15 protein-coding genes are annotated in these 17,491 nt (G+C 71.4%); 5 read left to right on the plus strand and 10 right to left on the minus strand.

The genetic code is table 11. From position 1 onward, the window contains the following. Position 1: 1 nt before the first annotated feature. From ACIHFB_RS34995 to ACIHFB_RS35010, 4 genes are all read right to left on the minus strand, one after another. Positions 2 to 1,936 (minus strand): ABC transporter permease, encoded by a 1,935-nt coding sequence (locus ACIHFB_RS34995; protein ID WP_400129017.1) that lies wholly within the window; start codon positions 1,934 to 1,936, stop codon positions 2 to 4. Continuing rightward, the gene (locus tag ACIHFB_RS35000; protein WP_365280732.1) at positions 1,936 to 3,075 is read right to left on the minus strand and encodes a glycine betaine/L-proline ABC transporter ATP-binding protein; all 1,140 of its coding nucleotides are present in this window, start codon (positions 3,073 to 3,075) and stop codon (positions 1,936 to 1,938) included. The genes ACIHFB_RS34995 and ACIHFB_RS35000 overlap by 1 nt, the downstream gene beginning before the upstream one ends. After that, positions 3,075 to 4,604 (minus strand): GMC family oxidoreductase, encoded by a 1,530-nt coding sequence (locus ACIHFB_RS35005; protein WP_400129018.1) that lies wholly within the window; start codon positions 4,602 to 4,604, stop codon positions 3,075 to 3,077. The genes ACIHFB_RS35000 and ACIHFB_RS35005 overlap by 1 nt, the downstream gene beginning before the upstream one ends. Positions 4,605 to 4,739: 135 nt before the next feature. Further along, entirely contained in the window at positions 4,740 to 6,251 is a 1,512-nt protein-coding gene (locus ACIHFB_RS35010; RefSeq protein WP_400129019.1) for an aldehyde dehydrogenase family protein, read from the minus strand. A gap of 200 nt (positions 6,252 to 6,451) precedes the next feature. Here ACIHFB_RS35010 and ACIHFB_RS35015 point away from each other — a divergent pair, with 200 nt between their 5' ends. Next, complete coding sequence (locus ACIHFB_RS35015; RefSeq protein ID WP_400129020.1) at positions 6,452 to 7,351, plus strand: GNAT family N-acetyltransferase; 900 nt, start codon at positions 6,452 to 6,454, stop codon at positions 7,349 to 7,351. 52 nt (positions 7,352 to 7,403) lie between these two features. On the opposite strand, the gene ACIHFB_RS35020 is transcribed toward ACIHFB_RS35015, so the two are convergent. The 5 genes from ACIHFB_RS35020 to ACIHFB_RS35040 form a co-directional block, all read right to left on the minus strand. Continuing rightward, the gene (locus ACIHFB_RS35020) at positions 7,404 to 8,393 is read right to left on the minus strand and encodes a malate dehydrogenase (protein WP_365280744.1); all 990 of its coding nucleotides are present in this window, start codon (positions 8,391 to 8,393) and stop codon (positions 7,404 to 7,406) included. Positions 8,394 to 8,795: 402 nt separating this feature from the next. Next, positions 8,796 to 9,974 (minus strand): DUF2690 domain-containing protein, encoded by a 1,179-nt coding sequence (locus ACIHFB_RS35025; protein WP_400129021.1) that lies wholly within the window; start codon positions 9,972 to 9,974, stop codon positions 8,796 to 8,798. A gap of 459 nt (positions 9,975 to 10,433) precedes the next feature. Then, positions 10,434 to 10,892, minus strand: a complete 459-nt coding sequence (locus ACIHFB_RS35030) for a helix-turn-helix transcriptional regulator (protein ID WP_365281630.1) — start codon at positions 10,890 to 10,892, stop codon at positions 10,434 to 10,436. A gap of 110 nt (positions 10,893 to 11,002) precedes the next feature. Beyond that, positions 11,003 to 11,488, minus strand: a complete 486-nt coding sequence (locus ACIHFB_RS35035; RefSeq protein WP_365281633.1) for a DUF3017 domain-containing protein — start codon at positions 11,486 to 11,488, stop codon at positions 11,003 to 11,005. Positions 11,489 to 11,600: 112 nt separating this feature from the next. Next, positions 11,601 to 12,455 (minus strand): bifunctional methylenetetrahydrofolate dehydrogenase/methenyltetrahydrofolate cyclohydrolase, encoded by an 855-nt coding sequence (locus ACIHFB_RS35040; protein WP_365280750.1) that lies wholly within the window; start codon positions 12,453 to 12,455, stop codon positions 11,601 to 11,603. A gap of 276 nt (positions 12,456 to 12,731) precedes the next feature. On the opposite strand from ACIHFB_RS35040, the gene ACIHFB_RS35045 reads away from it, so the two are divergent. The 4 genes from ACIHFB_RS35045 (at position 12,732) to ACIHFB_RS35060 (ending at position 16,691) form a co-directional block, all read left to right on the plus strand. Further along, positions 12,732 to 13,379, plus strand: coding sequence for a hypothetical protein (locus tag ACIHFB_RS35045; protein ID WP_365280753.1), 648 nt, complete (start codon positions 12,732 to 12,734; stop codon positions 13,377 to 13,379). A gap of 148 nt (positions 13,380 to 13,527) precedes the next feature. Further along, a complete protein-coding gene (locus ACIHFB_RS35050; protein ID WP_400129022.1) occupies positions 13,528 to 14,274 on the plus strand; it encodes an FHA domain-containing protein in 747 nt (248 codons plus the stop codon). Beyond that, positions 14,271 to 15,851 (plus strand): serine/threonine protein kinase, encoded by a 1,581-nt coding sequence (locus ACIHFB_RS35055; RefSeq protein WP_400129023.1) that lies wholly within the window; start codon positions 14,271 to 14,273, stop codon positions 15,849 to 15,851. Before ACIHFB_RS35050 ends, ACIHFB_RS35055 begins: the two co-directional genes overlap by 4 nt. Positions 15,852 to 16,088: 237 nt before the next feature. Then, positions 16,089 to 16,691 (plus strand): ALF repeat-containing protein, encoded by a 603-nt coding sequence (locus ACIHFB_RS35060; RefSeq protein WP_365280762.1) that lies wholly within the window; start codon positions 16,089 to 16,091, stop codon positions 16,689 to 16,691. A 37-nt stretch (positions 16,692 to 16,728) separates the two neighbouring features. Here the strand turns inward: ACIHFB_RS35060 and ACIHFB_RS35065 are convergent, their stop codons facing one another. Then, complete coding sequence (locus tag ACIHFB_RS35065; protein ID WP_400129024.1) at positions 16,729 to 17,433, minus strand: hypothetical protein; 705 nt, start codon at positions 17,431 to 17,433, stop codon at positions 16,729 to 16,731. Positions 17,434 to 17,491: the final 58 nt, after the last annotated feature.

Genomic DNA, 17,491 nt, shown 5'->3' on the forward strand with positions numbered 1-17,491 from the left:
GTCACGCTCCCTTCTTCGCGCGGCGTCCGGTCGGTTGCGTCACCCGGTCGAGCATCAGGCCGAGGCAGACGATCGCGGCGCCCGCGACCAGGCCGGTCGCCAGGTCGCCCTGGGCGAGGCCGAAGACGACGTCGTAGCCGAGGGCTCCGCCGCCGACCAGGCCGCCGATGATGACGACGGCGAGGACCAGGACCACGCCCTGGTTGAGGGCGAGCAGCAACGCCGGGCGGGCGAGCGGGAGTTGGACCTGCCGGAGCTGCTGGGCGGGGGTCGCGCCGAGTGAGCGGGCCGACTCCAGGGCGGCGGGGTCGACCCGGCGCAGGCCCTGGGCGGTGATGCGGACGACGGCCGGGAGGGCGTAGACGACGGCCGCGGCGACGGCCGGCGCGCGGCCCACGCCGAACAGTGCGACGACCGGGATGAGATACACGAACTGCGGCATCGTCTGGAAGACGTCCAGGACGGGACGGAGCAGACGCTCGACCCGGTCGCTGCGGGCCGCCGCGACACCGGTCGCGAAGCCGAGGACGAGGGTGACGGCGACGGCGGCGAGGACCTGGGAGAGGGTGTCGAGCGAGGAGTCCCAGACGCCGAGCGCGCCGATCGCGGCCATGGCGAGGACGGCGGTCAGCGCGGTGCGCCAGGTGCCGATCAGCCAGGCCAGTGCGGCGACGATCAGCAGGACCGACCACCAGGGCAGCCACTGGAGTCCGTCCCGGACCGGGTCCAGGACCCAGGTGGTGAAGCGGGCCGCCCAGTCGGCGGTGCCGCCGATGACGGGGACGCCGGAGTAGAGGTGCGCGGTCATCCAGTCGACGACCCGGTTGACCGGGTCGTCGATGGCGACCGTCCAGGCGTCGGGCCAGTCGACCCGGCCCGCGAGCCGGGCGGCGAGCGCGACGGCGAGGGTGGCGACGGCCGCGTACGCCCACAGTGCCTTACGGCCGTCCCCGCGCTGTTCTCCTGCCGCGCCGGTCACCCGGTCCAGCACGACCGCGAGCAGCACGATCGGAATCCCGGCCGCGAGCGCGGCGCCCACGTCGACCGAGGCCAGCGCCTGGTAGACGCGGTCACCGAGACCGCCGCCGCCGATCACCGACGCGATGACCGCCATCGACAGCGCCATCATGATCGTCTGGTTGAGGCCGAGGAGGAGTTCCTTGCGGGCCAGCGGGACACGGGCGGTCAGCAGGCGCTGGCGTGCGGTGGAGCCGAGCGACTCGACCGCCTCCAGCACCTCCTTGTCGGCGCCGCGCAGGCCCAGCGCGGTGAGGCGGGCCATCGGCGGGGCGGCGTAGACGACCGTGGCGAGGACGGCCGCGGGGACGCCGATACCGAAGACCAGGACGACGGGGAGGAGGTAGGCGAAGGCGGGCAGCACCTGCATGGTGTCCAGGACCGGGCGCAGGACTCGGTCCATACGGTCGGACAGCCCGGCGGCGAGACCGAGGAGCGCGCCGACCACGACCGAGGCGAGGACCGCCGCCACCATGAGGGCGAGGGTCTGCATGGTCGGGATCCACATGCCCAGAAGCCCGCAGGTCAGCAGGGCGGCGGCGGTACCGAGGGCGAGGCGCACGCCTGCCACCCGCCAGGCGATCAGCGCGCCGAACGCGGTGACGCCGGCCCATCCGGCGGCCAGCAGGAGCAGATAGACGGCGCGTACGGAGACGACGACCGCGTTGCTGACATGGCCGAAGAAGTAGAGGAACAGGGGGTGGCTGTCCCGGTTGTCGATGATCCAGTCGCTGGTTCTGGTGAGGGGCCCGGACAGATCGACGGTCAGTGCGTCGGGCCAGGCGCCGCTCGCCCAGCGGGCGTCGGCGAGGGGGACGAGGATCGCGGCGGCGAGGGCGAGGAGGGAGAGCTTGGCCACCGCGCGGTTTCTGAGGATCGCGGGGAGTGTGCGAGGGGTCGGTGCGGTGATCGTTGCCATCAGACGGACTCCGCGTGGGTGTTGCCGTCTGGTTGGGTCGCTTGCCGCCGCTTGGCGGGTGCCGCTGCGCCCACCCGTGCCGCCCCAGCGGCACGACTGCCCGCAGCTGCGCCGGCTACCACGCCGAGCAGGGCGTCCGCGTCCACGGTGCCCCGGCAACGGCCGTCCTCCACAACGCAGGCAGATGTGCCGAGGTCGGCGACCACCTTGATCGCTTCGGCGACCACGGCGTCGGCGGCTATGGCGCCCGGGTGATCGGAACCGCCGCACTCCCCCGCCCGCATCGCCGTACGCACCGTCATGACCTGCTCGCGCGGCACGTCCCGCACGAACTCCCGGACGTAGTCGTCGGCCGGGGAGCCCACGATCTCCTCCGGCGTCCCCAGCTGCACCACACGGCCGTCACGCATCAGCGCGATGCGGTCGCCGAGCTTCAGCGCCTCGCTCAGGTCATGGGTGATGAAGACCATCGTGCGGCCCTCCTCGCGGTGGAGGCGGATGACCTCCTCCTGCATGTCCCGCCGGATCAGCGGGTCGAGGGCGCTGAACGGCTCGTCGAACAGCAGGACTTCGGGGTCCACCGCCAGCGCCCGGGCCAGGCCCACCCGCTGGCGCTGTCCGCCGGACAGCTGGCTCGGCCTGCGCTGCTCCATGCCCTCCAGGCCGACCTTGGCGACGACTTCGGCGGCGCGCGCACGGCGCTCCGCCCTGCCCACGCCCTGGATCTCCAGGCCGTACGCCACGTTGTCGAGGACCGTGCGGTGCGGAAGCAGGCCGAAGTGCTGGAAGACCATCGCGGCGCGGTGTCGGCGCAGTTCGCGCAGCCGGGGCTTGTCCATCGCGCGGACGTCCTCACCGTCGATGGCGATGGTGCCGGACGTCGGTTCGATCAGCCGGGTCAGACAGCGGACCAGGGTGGACTTGCCGGAACCGGACAGGCCCATGACGACGAAGACCTCGCCCTTGCGGACGTCGAAGGAGACGTCCCGGACGGCGGCCGTGCAGCCGGTGCGGCCGCGGAGGTCGGCGGGCTCCAGGGAGGCCAGCTCCGGGTCGGCGGGGACGCGGTCCGCTTTCGGGCCGAAGACCTTCCACAGGCCCTGGACGGAGAAGACGGGTGTGTTCGGGGTCGTGGTCATCACGCGTCACCACCGATCAGGTCGACGGCCTTCTCCCCGACCATGAGCACCCCGATCATCGGGTTCACGGCGGGCATCGTCGGGAAGACGGACGCGTCGGCGATCCGGATTCCGTCCAGGCCGCGGATCCTCAACTGCGGGTCCACGACCGCCTGTTCGTCGGTCGCCGCGCCCATACGGCAGGTCCCGGCCGGGTGGTAGACGGTGTGCGCGACCTTGCGGGCGTACTCGCCGAGTTCCGCGTCGCCGAGGATCTCCGGGCCCGGGCACACCTCGCGCCTGAGCCAGCCCGCCAGGGGCTCCGTCCTGGCGATCTCGCGGGCGATGCGGATGCCGTCGACGAGGGTGCGGCCGTCGTAGTCGTCCTCGTCCGTGAAGTAGCGGAAGTCGAGGGCGGGCTTCTCGGCGGGGTCGGGGCTGGTCAGGTACAGCCGGCCGCGGCTCTTCGGCTTGGGGATGTTCGGGGTCATCGAGACGCCGAACTCCGGCCGCTCGTAGCCCAGTCGCTCCGGGTTGTCCGTGAACGGGATCTGGTAGAAGTGGAACATCAGGTCCGGGCCCGCGTGTTCGGGGTCGCGGCGCACGAAAAGGCCCGCGTCCGAGTCCATCGCGGAGTTCTCCGGGATGGGGCCGTCCGTCTCCCAGACGATCACCGACTCGGGGTGGTCGAGCAGGTTCTCACCGACGCCGGGCAGGTCGTGGACGACCGGGATGCCGAGCGCCTCCAGATCCTGCCGGGGCCCGATGCCCGAGTGCAGCAGCAGGCGCGGCGAGTCGACGGCGCCCGCGCACAGCAGAACCTCGTTGCGGGCTCGTACGACGAACTCCGCGCCGTCCTTGTCCCGTACCCGCACGCCCTCGGCCCGGGTGCCCTCCAGCTCCAGCCGGTACGCCCAGGTCTGAAGCAGGATCGTCAGGTTCGGGCGCTCGTCCATCACCGGGTGCAGATACGCCACCGACGCGCTCGACCGCTTGTTGTCCTCCGGGTGGTAGGCGAGGTCGAAGAAGCCGACGCCCTCGGTGAACGGCTTCTTGTTGAAGCCCTCGACGCGCGGCACGCCGAGTGCGGCCTGGGCGGCGTCGACGAAGTCGCGGGCGATGGCGTTGCGGTCCTTCTCGTCGACCGGGACGACGTTGTTCAGCAGCCGGGCGTAGTACGCCTCCATCGGCACCGCGCCCCACCCCTGGGCACCGGCCGCCTCCCACTCGTCCCAGTCGGACGGCAGCGGCTTGAAGGAGATGAGGGTGTTGTGGCTCGAACACCCGCCGAGGACGCGGGCGCGGCTGTGCCGGATGTGGGAGTTGCCGCGGGGCTGCTCGGTGGTCGGGTAGTCGTAGTCCAGTTCGCCGCCGAGGAGGCCCATCCAGCGGCGCAGGGTCAGCACGTCGTCGCGGCCGACGTCGCTGGGGCCGCCCTCGATGACCGCGACGGTGACGTCCGGGTTCTCGGTGAGGCGGGAGGCGATGACGGAGCCCGCGGTGCCGCCACCGATGACGACGTAGTCGTAGACGTGGGGGGTTTCGGACATGGGGGTAACTCCAAAAGGGATCAGGCTTGAAGGGGGCGTGACTGGACGCGCCCCAAAGGGGAGCGGGGAACTGCGCGACCAGCCACGACGGCGCCGCAGACGACACACGACCTGTCGCGGCACTTCCGTAGTCGCCTATCCGGCGAACCACCGCACCGGCTTCGGCGCCAGGTTCTGGTAGACGTGCTTGCTCTCGCGGTACTCGGCGAGTCCGGCGGGACCGAGCTCGCGGCCCACCCCGCTCTTGCCGAAGCCGCCCCACTCCGCCTGCGGTAGGTAGGGGTGGAAGTCGTTGATCCAGACGGTGCCGTGCCGCAGCCGGGCGGCGACCCGGCGGGCGCGTCCGGCGTCGGTGGTCCAGACGGCGCCCGCGAGCCCGTACTCCGTGTCGTTGGCGAGAGCGACCGCCTCGTCCTCCGTACGGAACGTCTCGACGGTGAGCACCGGGCCGAAGACCTCTTCGCGTACGACCTTCATCTCGCGGTGGCACTGGTCCAGGACCGTCGGCTCGTAGAAGTAGCCGGTGGCCGGGCGCTCGGCCGACGGCTCGGGGCGCTTGCCGCCGGAGCGGAGCAGCGCGCCCTCGGCCAGCGCGGAGGCGACGTACGACTCGACCTTCGTGCGCTGCTGCTCGGAGACGAGCGGCCCGCACTCCACGCCGTCCTCGGTGCCGCGGCCGAGGCGGATCTTCGAGGCCCGGCGGGCGAGTTCGGCGACGAAGCGTTCCCGGACCGACTCCTCGACGATGAGCCGGGCGCCCGCGGAGCACACCTGCCCGCTGTGGATGAACGCGGCGTTCAGGGCCTGGTCGACGGCCGTGTCGAAGTCCTCGTCGGTCGAACAGGCGTCGGCGAACACGACGTTGGGGTTCTTGCCGCCGAGTTCGAGGGCGACCTTCTTGACGGTCACGGCGGCGGCCTGCGCGACCTTGGTGCCGCTGATCAGGCCGCCGGTGAAGGAGACGAGGTCGACGTCGGGATGGTCGGCGAGCCGGGCGCCGACCGAGTGACCGGGCCCGGTCACGATGCCCGCGACCCCGGCGGGCAGACCGGCCTCCGCCAGCAGGTCGATCAGGGCGATCGTGGTCAGCGGAGTGATCTCGCTCGGCTTGATCACGAAGGTGTTGCCGGCCGCGAGCGCCGGGGCGATCTTCCAGCTGGCCTGCAACAAGGGGTAGTTCCAGGGCGTGATCAGTGCGCACACGCCGACCGGCTCGTGCACGACGACGCTGTGGATGTCGGGCGAGCCCGCGTCGACCACCCTGCCCGCGCCCTCCGCCACCACCAGATCGGCGAAGTAGCGGAAGGCGTCGGCGACGCAGTCGATGTCGACCCGGCCCTCTTCGACCGTCTTGCCCGCGTCCCGGCTCTCCAGCAGCCCGAGCGCCTCCCGGTCGCGGACGAGGAGGTCGGCGACCCGGCGCAGCAGCGCGGCACGCTCGGCGACGGGGGTGTGCGGCCAGTCCCCCTCGTCGAAGGCCCGGCGGGCCGCCGCGACCGCCAGGTCGGTGTCCTTCTCGTCCCCCTCCGCGACCACGGCGAAGGGCAGGGCGTCTGCCGGGTCGAGGATCTCGCGCGTGGCGCCGGAGACCGCTTCCAGCCACTGGCCGTCGACATGGATCGTCCGCTGCGTCTGCTGCCTTGCCATGATCGGTATTGCCTTCCGTTCCTGTTCAGTGCCCCTGAGTCACATATGTGTTGCTCCCGAGGACCGTGAGCACATGCCCCCGGCCCTCGGATACATGCGCAATGCATGGCCGAAAGTGGGCCGCGTCACTGAACATGCGGGCGAATAGGGCGAAAGGCGGCTCCCTGGACTCCTCAGAATCCTTTGACTAAAGTCAAAGAATGGAGCCCGTACACACGGAACCGGTGTCGACGGAGCAGGTGGCGGCCTTCCGTCGGTTCAACCGCTACTTCACGCGCCGCATCGGCGCACTGGACGACCACTACCTCGGCCAGGACCGTCCGCTCGGCGAGGCCCGGCTGTTGTTCGAGATCGGTGACGGCGTCTCTCTGCGCGAGCTCAGGAGCCGACTCGGCCTGGACGCCGGGTACTTGAGCCGGATGGCGAAGGCCCTGGAAGCGCAGGGCATGGTCCGAGTCACCGTGCACCCCGACGACAACCGGCTGCGGATGGTCGCGCTGACCCCGGCAGGACAGGTCGAGCTGAAGGAACAGCAGCGCCGGGCCAACGCCCTCGTGGCCCACCTCCTCGGCGGCCTCACCGACACCCAGCGCGCCGACCTGACCGAGGCGATGACCACCACCCGCCGCCTCCTCCGCCTCGCCGCCATCACCGTCGACCTGGTCGACGGCGCCTCCGCGGACGCGCGGGCCTGCCTGGACGCCTACGCCGACGACATCGACGAGCGGTTCCCGGAAGGGTTCGACAAGTCCGACCTCGTACGAGCGGACGAGGTGTCCGGGGACGCCGGGGCGTTCTTCGTGGCCTACGAGGAGGACAGGCCGGTGGGCTGCGGAGCACTGCGGCGGCTGGGGCCCGGCGTCGGCGAGATCCGGCATGTGTGGGTGCACCCCGACGCCCGGCGCCTCGGGCTCGCCCGCCGGATCCTCGACGCCCTGGAACGCGAGGGCCGACGTCGCGGCTTCGACGTCGTACGACTGGACACGCACGCGACGCTCTCGGAGGCGCAGGCGATGTACCGGGCGTGCGGGTACACGGAGATCGCGCGCTACGACGACAACGTCTACGCCAGTCACTGGTTCGAGAAGCGGCTGGGCTGAAACACAGATCCCCGGGTGGCCGATGCCGCCCGGGGATCAGTGGTTCAGGAACTCAGATGAGGCCGAGGGAGCGGACCGCCTCGCGCTCCTCCGTCAGTTCCTGCACGGACGCGTCGATGCGGGCGCGGGAGAACTCGTTGATGTCCAGGCCCTGGACGATCTCGTACTTGCCGTCCTTCGTGGTGACCGGGAAGGAGGAGATGAGGCCCTCGGCGACGCCGTAGGAGCCGTCCGACGGGATGCCCATGGAGACCCAGTCGCCGTCCGCCGTGCCGTTGACCCAGGTGTGGACGTGGTCGATGGCGGCGTTGGCGGCGGAGGCGGCCGACGAGGCGCCGCGGGCCTCGATGATGGCGGCGCCGCGCTTGGCGACGGTCGGGATGAAGTCCTCGGCCAGCCACTTCTCGTCGTTCACGACCTCGGCGGCGTTCTTGCCGGCGATGGTGGCGTGGAAGATGTCCGGGTACTGGGTGGCGGAGTGGTTGCCCCAGATCGTCAGGCGCTTGATGTCGGCGACCGTCGAGCCCGTCTTCTTCGCGAGCTGGGTCAGCGCGCGGTTGTGGTCCAGGCGGGTCATGGCCGTGAAGCGCTCGGCCGGTACGTCCGGGGCGGCGGCCTGCGCGATGAGCGCGTTCGTGTTGGCCGGGTTGCCCACGACGAGGATCTTGACGTCGTCGGCGGCGTGGTCGTTGATGGCCTTGCCCTGCGGCTTGAAGATGCCGCCGTTGGCCTCGAGGAGGTCGCCGCGCTCCATGCCCTTGGTGCGGGGGCGGGCGCCCACGAGCAGGCCTACGTTGGTGCCGTCGAAGGCGACGTTCGGGTCGTCCGTGATGTCGATGCCCTGGAGCAGCGGGAACGCGCAGTCGTCCAGCTCCATGGCCGTGCCCTCGGCGGCCTTCAGCGCCGGGGTGATCTCCAGGAGGCGGAGCTTGACCGGCACGTCCGCGCCGAGCAGCTGGCCGGAGGCGATGCGGAAGAGCAGGGCGTAACCGATCTGGCCGGCCGCGCCGGTGACGGTGACGTTCACGGGAGTGCGGGTCATGGCGTTCTCCGTATGACAGCTGGCGGTGGGGCGTCGCTGCCCCGGGGGTTCGAATGATCGATCTCTTGGCATCAAGAGAGATCCAGCGGTCAGGCTATCGCGCATCCGGAATCCCGGGCGTCCGGGTCCCTGTGGCCCACCCCACAGCCACCCGAAAAGGAGGGGGCGGCCGCCATGCCCGGGAGAGGGGGGGACAACGGCGGCCGCCGGTGGGGGTACCGAACCAGCCGGACTCCCGTGGGGGTATCGGTCCGCCTGCCCGCGATGCGGGCCGCCATGCCTGCCGTAGCGGAATTTGTTTCGTTCCGCGAAGTGAGGGTCCGACGGGTTGCGCGAAGCGGGGGCCCTAGGGGTTGCCGCCCCGGACCCCCGCTCACAGCAGGCCGACTGCACTCACCTGCGCTATTGCGTGCAGCCCAGCTCCCCGGACGCCAGCGTCACGCACGCCTCCGCCTCGCCCGCGTCCTTCACGGCCACCATCGGCGTGTACGCGATCGTGTCCCCGGCGGTGGTGATGGAGCCGGTCTGTTCCGCCGACCCCACCGTCACCCGCACCTCGTCCCCCTGCGCGGCGCCGGTAATACGACCCCAGGCCGCGCCGCAGGTCTCGCTGTACCGCACCTCGACGACGGCCGTGCCGACGGTGGCGGTCTTGGCGGTGGTCACGAGGTCTCCACTGCACCCCATGGTTTCCGCGTCCTTGCCCGTGCAGGTGGCGCCGCTGCACTCCACCCCGGCCGGCAGCGAGGGGTCGGTGGTGGCGGACGGCGAAGGCGACTTGGCGGTGTCCTTCGGATCGTCGTCACCGCCGCGCTCCGTGAGGAAGAACGCGGCCGCGACCACGACGAGGACGCCGACGACTCCCGCGAGGAACATCGTCGCCCGTCGCTTCCCCGACGTCCCGCCGGACGGCGAACCGCCCCCCGGACGGGGCCCCTGCGGCGGTTCGCCGTACGAGCCCGGCCCGGCGGCACCCGGCGCCACGGAACCCACGCTCGCCACGGGCGCGGGCGCGGCCGCCGCCGCAGCAGCCGTTCCTCCCCCGGCCGACGAAGGCCCCGTATACCCGGCCATCCCCCAGGAGTTGCCCCCGGAGGAGCGACCGGACGCACCGGGCTCGGAGTCCCGCACTTCCGGTCCCGTCGGCTGCGGCGGGACCGTCGGTGCCACACCCGCCGGTCCCGCGATGCCCGGCGTCGCCGTCGCGCTGCCGCTCTTGCGGGCCGTCTTGCCGCTCTTGGCATTGGCGGGCGGCGCCCCGAACTCCCCGAGCGCGGCACGCGCCTGGGAGATCCGGATCGCCTCCATGGTCATGTCGTGGCGCATCTCCGAACGGCTCCAGGCACGCTCGGCGAGCTCCCACATGGTCGTCAGATGGATGGGATTGGTCCCGGTCACCTCGGCCAGGGCGACGATCGCGCCCTTCGGCGCGAGCAGCCGGCCATTGAGATAACGCTCCCAGGACGTCTTGCTGTAACCCGTGCGGTCGGCCACGGCCGCCACGCTCAGGCCGCTGCGGTCCACGAGCCGCCGCAGCTGGCTCGCGAACTCCCTGACCTGCGGATCCAGTTCATCCGGCAAGGCCCTCCAACGAGGCATTGCTCCCCCCTCTTTCCCCCCGGTCGTGCTGGTCTCTTGCCCCCGCGCGTGATGCCCTCTGCCGAGTCCCCGTTCTGGCTACCCACAGGGATGCGCCCAGTCAGGATCTCAGTTCCCGGGGTGGGGGCGCACGGGTGCATCGGGGCCGTGGGCATGCACCGTTGCACGCCCACCGGCACGTGGTCCAGTCTCCCACCGGTGGTGCCCTCTCCCCGACTCCACCCGGCAGTACTCCTGGCAGACGCTCAGGACGTCCCGGACCGTCCCGATTGACCACGCTAGCCCTGTTGTCGAACGACTTCCCCGCAAATCCGCGAACTTGTCAACACATCGACACACAGAACGCACATACTTGGTCACGAAAAGCGCACGGGTCCCACAACGCTCAGCTCACGCGCCCTCGGCGCTCATGCGCCTTGGGCCCTGGCGGACCCAGCGGCCCTATCCGAAGACGAGGACACCGATCACCGTCAGCGCCAGCAGGGTCAGCACGAGCGCGACGGCCACGACGAGCAGCCTGCGGGACGGGGCCGCGGGCGGCTCCTCCTCCGGTGCGTCCCACCACGGGCGCGTGGGGTACTCCTCGTACTCCTCGGCGCCCCCGGCCCCGTCGTCCTTGTGGGGAACCGTCGGCCGCGGCCACGCCTCGACCGCCATCTCCCAGCGCACGCCGAGGCGTTCGGGGTCCACGTCCGCGACCCGGCACAGGGCGACGACGGCCTGCCGGGGCGGGGGCTGGGTGGCGTTGAGATAGCGGTGCCAGGAGGACTTGCTGTACGCGGTGCGCGCGCCGAGCGCCACGAGGCTGAGGCCCGTCCTGTCCTTCACCTCACGCAGCTGCTCGACGAAATGCCGTACCTCCGGCGGCAGATCCTCCGGCAGCGGCTGCCAGGCGCCCATCATCCACCTCCACGGCATCCCTCTCTCGGCCCGGTCGCTGCACATGACGACGTCAGAGGAAGATCGGTTCCACCCTCCCCCGCCGCCGGACAACCGCCCCCCGCGGAGCGCTACGTGTCGACCGTGAAGTGCAGCGTGTCCTTCAAGAACGGGATCACCAGCCACGGATCCGGCTGCACCATCATGGCCAGCAAAACGATCGCCAGGCCCAGCACGCCGTACGTGGCGATATCCGTGAACCGCGACCGGACCGCGAGCATGCCCACCCCCGGCAGCACCCCGCGCAGCACCGCGCCACCGAGCAGGGCGACACCGATCAGCAGCGTGCCGATACGGAACGCGTCCAGCGCGGTCACCAGCAGGCCCACACCCACCAGGCCCAGCACGGCGAGCATCGGCCACTGCCGGGCGGGCGCCGGGGCGTCACCGGGGGCGGCGCGGCCGCCGCCCTCCGGACGCGCCGTGTCCCTGGTGAACAGCGGGAAACGGCGGGTGACCCGGCGCGGCCTGCCCTCGGCGTCGGGCGCGCTGATGGGGTCCCGCACCTCGAGGTCCTCGAAGTCCTCAGCGCCCTCGGCGTCCTTGGCATCCGTCACCTCGGCGGCCTCGGTATCCGTGACCTCGGCGCCCTCGGCATCCGTGACCTTGGCAGTCTCGGCGGCCTCGGCGGACTCACCGGCGCGTGCGGCCTTCTCCACGTCGCTTCCCTCAGCCGACACTGCGCTCCGCCGCCTCGACCACGTTGACCAGCAGCTGCGCCCGGGTCATCGGGCCGACGCCGCCGGGGTTCGGGGAGATCCAGCCGGCGACCTTCGCGACGTCCGGATGGACATCGCCGACGATCTTGCCCTCGGCGCTGCGCGAGACACCGACGTCCAGGACGGCGGCGCCCGGCTTGACGTCCTCGGGACGGATCAGATGGGCGGAACCGGCGGCGGCGACGATGATGTCGGCGTTCCTCAGATGCGCCGACAGGTCGCGCGTCCCCGTGTGGCACTGGGTCACGGTCGCGTTCTCGCTGCGCCGGGTCAGCAGCAGCGGCATCGGGCGGCCGATGGTGACACCGCGGCCGACGACCACGACCTCGGCGCCCTTGATCTCGACGCCGTAGCGGCGGAGCAGGGTCAGGACGCCGTTCGGGGTGCAGGGCAGCGGGGCGGGCTCGTTGAGCACCAGCCGCCCGAGGTTCATCGGGTGCAGGCCGTCCGCGTCCTTGTCGGGGTCCATCAGCTCGAGGATGCGGTTCTCGTCGATGCCCTTGGGGAGCGGCAGCTGGACGATGTAGCCGGTGCAGGCCGGGTCCTCGTTCAGCTCGCGGACGGCCGCCTCGATCTCCTCCTGCGTCGCCGTGGCGGGCAACTCGCGCTGGATGGAGGCGATGCCGACCTGGGCGCAGTCGCGGTGCTTGCCGGCGACGTACTTCTGGCTGCCGGGGTCCTCCCCGACCAGGATCGTGCCGAGGCCGGGCGTGACGCCCTTCTCCTTCAGCGCCGCCACGCGGGCGGTCAGGTCGGACTTGATCGCGGCTGCGGTGGCCTTGCCATCGAGAATCTGGGCGGTCATGGGTCCCATCTTCGCGGATGACGCCCTCCCGGTTCCAATCCGGGTCTCCGGTGGCCCCGGGCGCCGTATCTCCACCCGTATCCGCCCATGATCAGCGATGTTGCACTTGCACAACACATAGGGAATGCGGCTGGACAAGTAAGAGGCGTCTAAAGAACGATGAGGCGCTAGTGCCGCGGGGCAGTACCGGGGGGACGAACCGCATCCGTAGAACTTCCTCCGAGCCATGCCGCGCGTCGTCCCCGCACTGGATCAAAACGGAGGAAGGACCGCTCGATGAGCTTCGGCGACCCGAACAACCCTTATGGCCCGCCCCAGGGCCAGCAGCCCGGCTACCCGCCGCAGCAGCCCCCGGCCCAGCCGGGCTACGGCTATCCCCAGGGCGCGCCTCCCCAGCAGCCGCCCGCCTACGGCTACGCGCAGGGCCAGCCCGGCCAGCCCGCGTACCCCGGCTACCCGGGATATCCGGGATACCCGGGCGGGAACGCGATGCCCGTCCAGATGCCCGGCCTGATGAAGACGGCGCGGGTGCTGCTCTTCATCCTCGCCGGCTTCCAGCTGCTGTTCGGTCTCATCGCCGGCATCGCCGTGGGCGCCGCCCAGGACCTGTCCAACGGCGTCGGCAGCGGCGACGACACCGACGCCCTGGCCGGCCTCGGCTTCCTGGCCGCCGGACTGCTGCTCGTCCTGGGCGCGCTCTCGATCTTCCTGGGCGTCAAGTTCAAGAACGGTGGCAGCGGCATCCGCATCACCACGATCGTGTACGCCTCGCTGATGATCCTCGGTGGCGTCGTCAACATCGTGAACGGCGCGAACGGCTCCGCCACCTTCGGCGGGCTCATCTCCCTCGCCTTCGCCGGAATCATCCTCGCGTCCATGGTCAACAGCGCGGGGTCGGCCTGGTTCAACCGCCCGCGGTACTGAACGGGCCGGCCCGCGAACTCGACCGGCCGTCCGATCGGTTCGCGCCAAATCATGTGCCTGGGCCGTGTCTCACCCGTGCAGGGGGGACACGGCCCTGCTGCGTCGTCCTAATCTGAAGCGGTAGCCGCCAGGCACGGGGAGACGCACCTTGTACAGCATCATCGTGGTACCGCCGCCGAGCGCGGAGGACGAACCCGACCGCCCTCAGATCCGACTCGCCCCCGGTGAACGGCTCACCTTCGGGCGCGGCGCGGACAACGACCTGGAGATCGCTCACGACGGCGTCTCGCGCCGCGCGGGAGCCATCGCCGCGCAGGGCGCCTTCTGGGTCCTGAGCAATCTCAGCGCCGGTCAGACATACGTCGTGGAGAACCCGGAGGGCGCGGGCGAACACATCAAGGTGGGGCCGGGTCGACTGGACGCGCCCGTCCCCTTCGAGTTCTCGCGGATCGTGCTGCCCGCGGCCGGCGATCTGCTGCCGGTCGACGTCTGGGCGCCGCGCCACGACTACCTCAGCACCGGGGGAGGCCTGGACGGCGCGACCACCGCGCCCGCGTTCTCCTTCGACCGCACCAAGCGCTACTTCGCCGTCCTCGCGGCCCTGTGCGAACCCCGCCTGCGCGGTGAACCGCACGCCCCGCTGCCCACCATGGACCAGGTCGTCGAACGCCTGCGCCCCAACTGGCCCGCCGCATCCCGCACTTCGGTGCAGTGGAACATCGACTACCTGGCCGTGAAGCTGCGCCTCAAGCCCGGCCCGGACACGGCGGACACCGGCCCGCGCCTCAACGGCAAGAAGGAGACCCTGGTCTCCCTCGCCCTCCGCTTCGACCTCGTACGGGAGGACGACCTCGTCGTCCTGTCGGCCCCCTCCCCCGGCCGGGTGGCCCCGTGACCGAGCCGTACGCCGTGCCCGTGCCGAAGGGGTACCGGGTGGGCCCGTGGGAGGTGCGGGCGCCGATCGCCACGGGGGCGTTCGGGAGCGTGTACGAGGCGAGACGCGCCGACCCCGATGCCGGCCCCGACCTCCCCCGTACCGCCGCCCTGAAGTTCCTGCCCACCGGCACCGGAACCCCTCGCCAACTCACCCACCTGCGCGAACTGATCGAGCGCGAGGTCGAGTTGCACCGCAGGCTGAAGCAGCCGCGGCTGATCCGGATGTACGACACGTTCACCGTCGACGACCCGGCCCACCCCGCCCTCGACGGCGCCACGGTCCTCGTACTGGAGAAGGCGGAGGGGTCGCTGTCCGCCCTGCTCACGGCGGAGCCCCGCCCGGCCGGAGGTCCCGCCCTGCTCGCGCAGATCTGCGAGGGCCTGGCGCAGCTGCACCACGCCGGCTGGGTGCACGGAGATCTGAAACCGGCCAACGTCCTGCTGATGCGGGACGGTTCAGCCCGCCTCGCCGACTTCAACATGGCGGCGGAGCTGGAGGGCACGCACGCGTACACGCCCGCCTTCTCGACGCCCGACTACACGCCGCCGGAGCTGCTCTGGTCGGAGATCGGCGAACGTGGCCGCCGTATCCGTCCGTCGGCCGACGTCTGGGCCTTCGGTGTCCTGGCACATCTCGTGCTGTCCGGCTCCTTCCCCTTGCCCGGCGGCACCCCGACGGCCCGCCGCGACGCGGCCGCCGCCTACGCCCGCGGCACCGACGAGCTGCGTCTGTCGCCCGAACTCCCCGACGTCTGGCGGGAGATCGTGCGGGACTGTCTGACCCGGACGCATGCCGACCGGGTCGGGACGGAGGCGCTGCTGAGGCGGGTGGAGACCGCGGCGGGAACGACCCGCTCCCCCCGTCTCCCCCGCGCCCTCCTTTCCCGCAGCCGCTCCCGCCGTACGACCGTGCTGGCCGCCGCGATCGCCACCGTCGGTGTGGCGGCGCTCGGTTACGGCATCAGCACCTGGGCGGGCGGCGGCACGGCTGGGAGCGGGGCCTCCGGCGGCGGGACCGGGAAGGTCACGGCCGCCGCCTACGGCGCTGCGGAACTGCGTACGGACAAAGGCGTCCCGGTGGCCTACCGCCGCCTCATCGTCGACTCGGCTCACGACTGCGTCCAGGAAGAGGTCACCCCGGCGCTGATCGCCGCCCTGCTGAAGGCGGAGAGCAACTTCGACCCGAACCTCTCCGACCCGGGCGCGGGTGGGGAGGGCGAGTACGGCATCGCCCGCTGGACCCCCAGCATCCTGCGCTGGTACATCAGCCCGGACGGCGTGCCCCCGACGGCGACTCCCGAGCCTCCCCTCACCCCCGCCGAGTCCATCCCGGCCGTGGGCCGCTATCTCTGCTTCATGGAACCCCGCCTGAACTCCACCGGCCTCACCGGCGACCGCAGGGTCCTGCTCGCCGCCGCCTACCGGACCTCGACCAAGAAGGTGAACGCCGCGGGCGGTGTTCCCCCGCAGTACCGCGACTACGCCGCCCGCGTCGCCCACTACCTCAAGGAGTACACGCCGCCCGGCGAGAAGTGACCCTGACAGTTCCCAGGTACTGCTCGCGCCCGGCCGGCGCCACGGTCGAAGTGGCCTCCGGCTCCCTCGGGGGAGGGTCGGAGGCCGCACTTTGCTGTGCTCTTGGAAAGGGGGCGGCAACAACCACTCATGAACACTGCCTGCACCCGGCAGTGAAACCACGACCGGCCGATGCGACGATCTCCGAGTCTCCGCTCTCCAGTTCGAGAGCTCTCGGTCCGCAAGGAAGGTCCACCCGTGAAACTGACCCGAGCCGCCCTGACCGTGGCCGCCACCGCGCTGACCCCGGCGCTTCTGTTCACCGCACCTGCCTTCGCCGCCGACGCAACGACCTCGTCGACCACCGTGACGGCGGCATCGCCGACGGACGACCCCACCACGCCGGTGGACGAGATGTCGGAGGAAGAACTCCGCATCGCGATCCTCCGCATCCTGGCAGACGCCGACCCGAACAGAGACAAGGGCGTCATCAGAGAGGCCAACGAAGCGCTCGACGGCACCGTGGAGGACATGCGCTACTTCCTGACGACCGGCTACCGGCTCGCCCAGGACGAGGACGACACCGTCGCCATCTTCCGCATCCTCGCCGACGAGGACTCCGGCAAGGCGGTGTACCGGGAGGCCACCAAGGCCATCGAAGGCACCATGGACGACCGGCGTGCCTTCCTGGAGACCGGTTACCGCCTCGCCCAGGCCGAGGACGACCGCGTGGCCGTCGCCCGCATCCTCGCCGACCCGACCGTCAGCGACGCACTGCGTGCGGCCGCGGAGGCCGTCATCGACGGCACGCCGGAGGAGTTGCGGTACTTCCTGGAGGTCGGGCAGTACGAGGTGGATTAGCCCCGCAGAGACGCGATGAAGAAGGCCCGGGCGGGACTCAGGCGCCGGCCGGCGTCCGCGTGGCGGCTCGGAGCAAGGACGCCCCTGCCGGAGTGAGGGTGTGCAACACGGCAGGGCCGTTGCGGGTGGTGGTGATGAGCCCCCCGTCGCGCAGCGCGGTGGCATGTCTGCTGGCGGAGGATGCCGAGACTCCGGCGGCGCGGGCGATCTCGCCGGTCGTGGCGCCGGAGTACGCGGCACGCAGCGCGACCGCGCGGGCCCGCCCGAGCAGGCTGGTCAGGGGTGCGTCCGGGGCATCGGCACCGTGCGGGCCGTCCGGCGGCGGGCTCTGCTCGTGGAGCAGCGAGTACCAGAGCACGGGCGGCAGTTCCGGGTCGGCGAAGGCGACCGGCTCACCCCAGTTGAAGTACGAGGGGACGAGCGTGAGCCCGCGTCCGTTCAGATGCAGGTCGCGGTCGTCGGTCTGCCTGGGGTAGTTGGCCTCCAGGACGGGCGGGCGCCAGTTCAGCATGGGCCCGAGTCCCGAGAGCATGCCCTCGACTCCGCCGTCCAGGAGCCCACGGGCGCGCGCCGCCCGCTCGGCCTCGATCCGGGCCTGTGCGTGGTCCTCGTACGGCGCGACGACCGCGTCATAGTACGCGCGCAGCATCCCCACGAACTCCCTGCGCGCCTCCAGCCCGGCCAGGTGCCCGGCCCACGAAGGGGCTCCGATGGTCCGGTCGAGGATGGCCATCTCCTTCATGACCCGTTGCGGAGGCGTGGCCAGAATTGATTCCACTCCCGCATCCAGGTCGCCCACC

Source organism: Streptomyces sp. NPDC051963 (genome assembly GCF_044593495.1).
Taxonomy (GTDB): domain Bacteria; phylum Actinomycetota; class Actinomycetes; order Streptomycetales; family Streptomycetaceae; genus Streptomyces.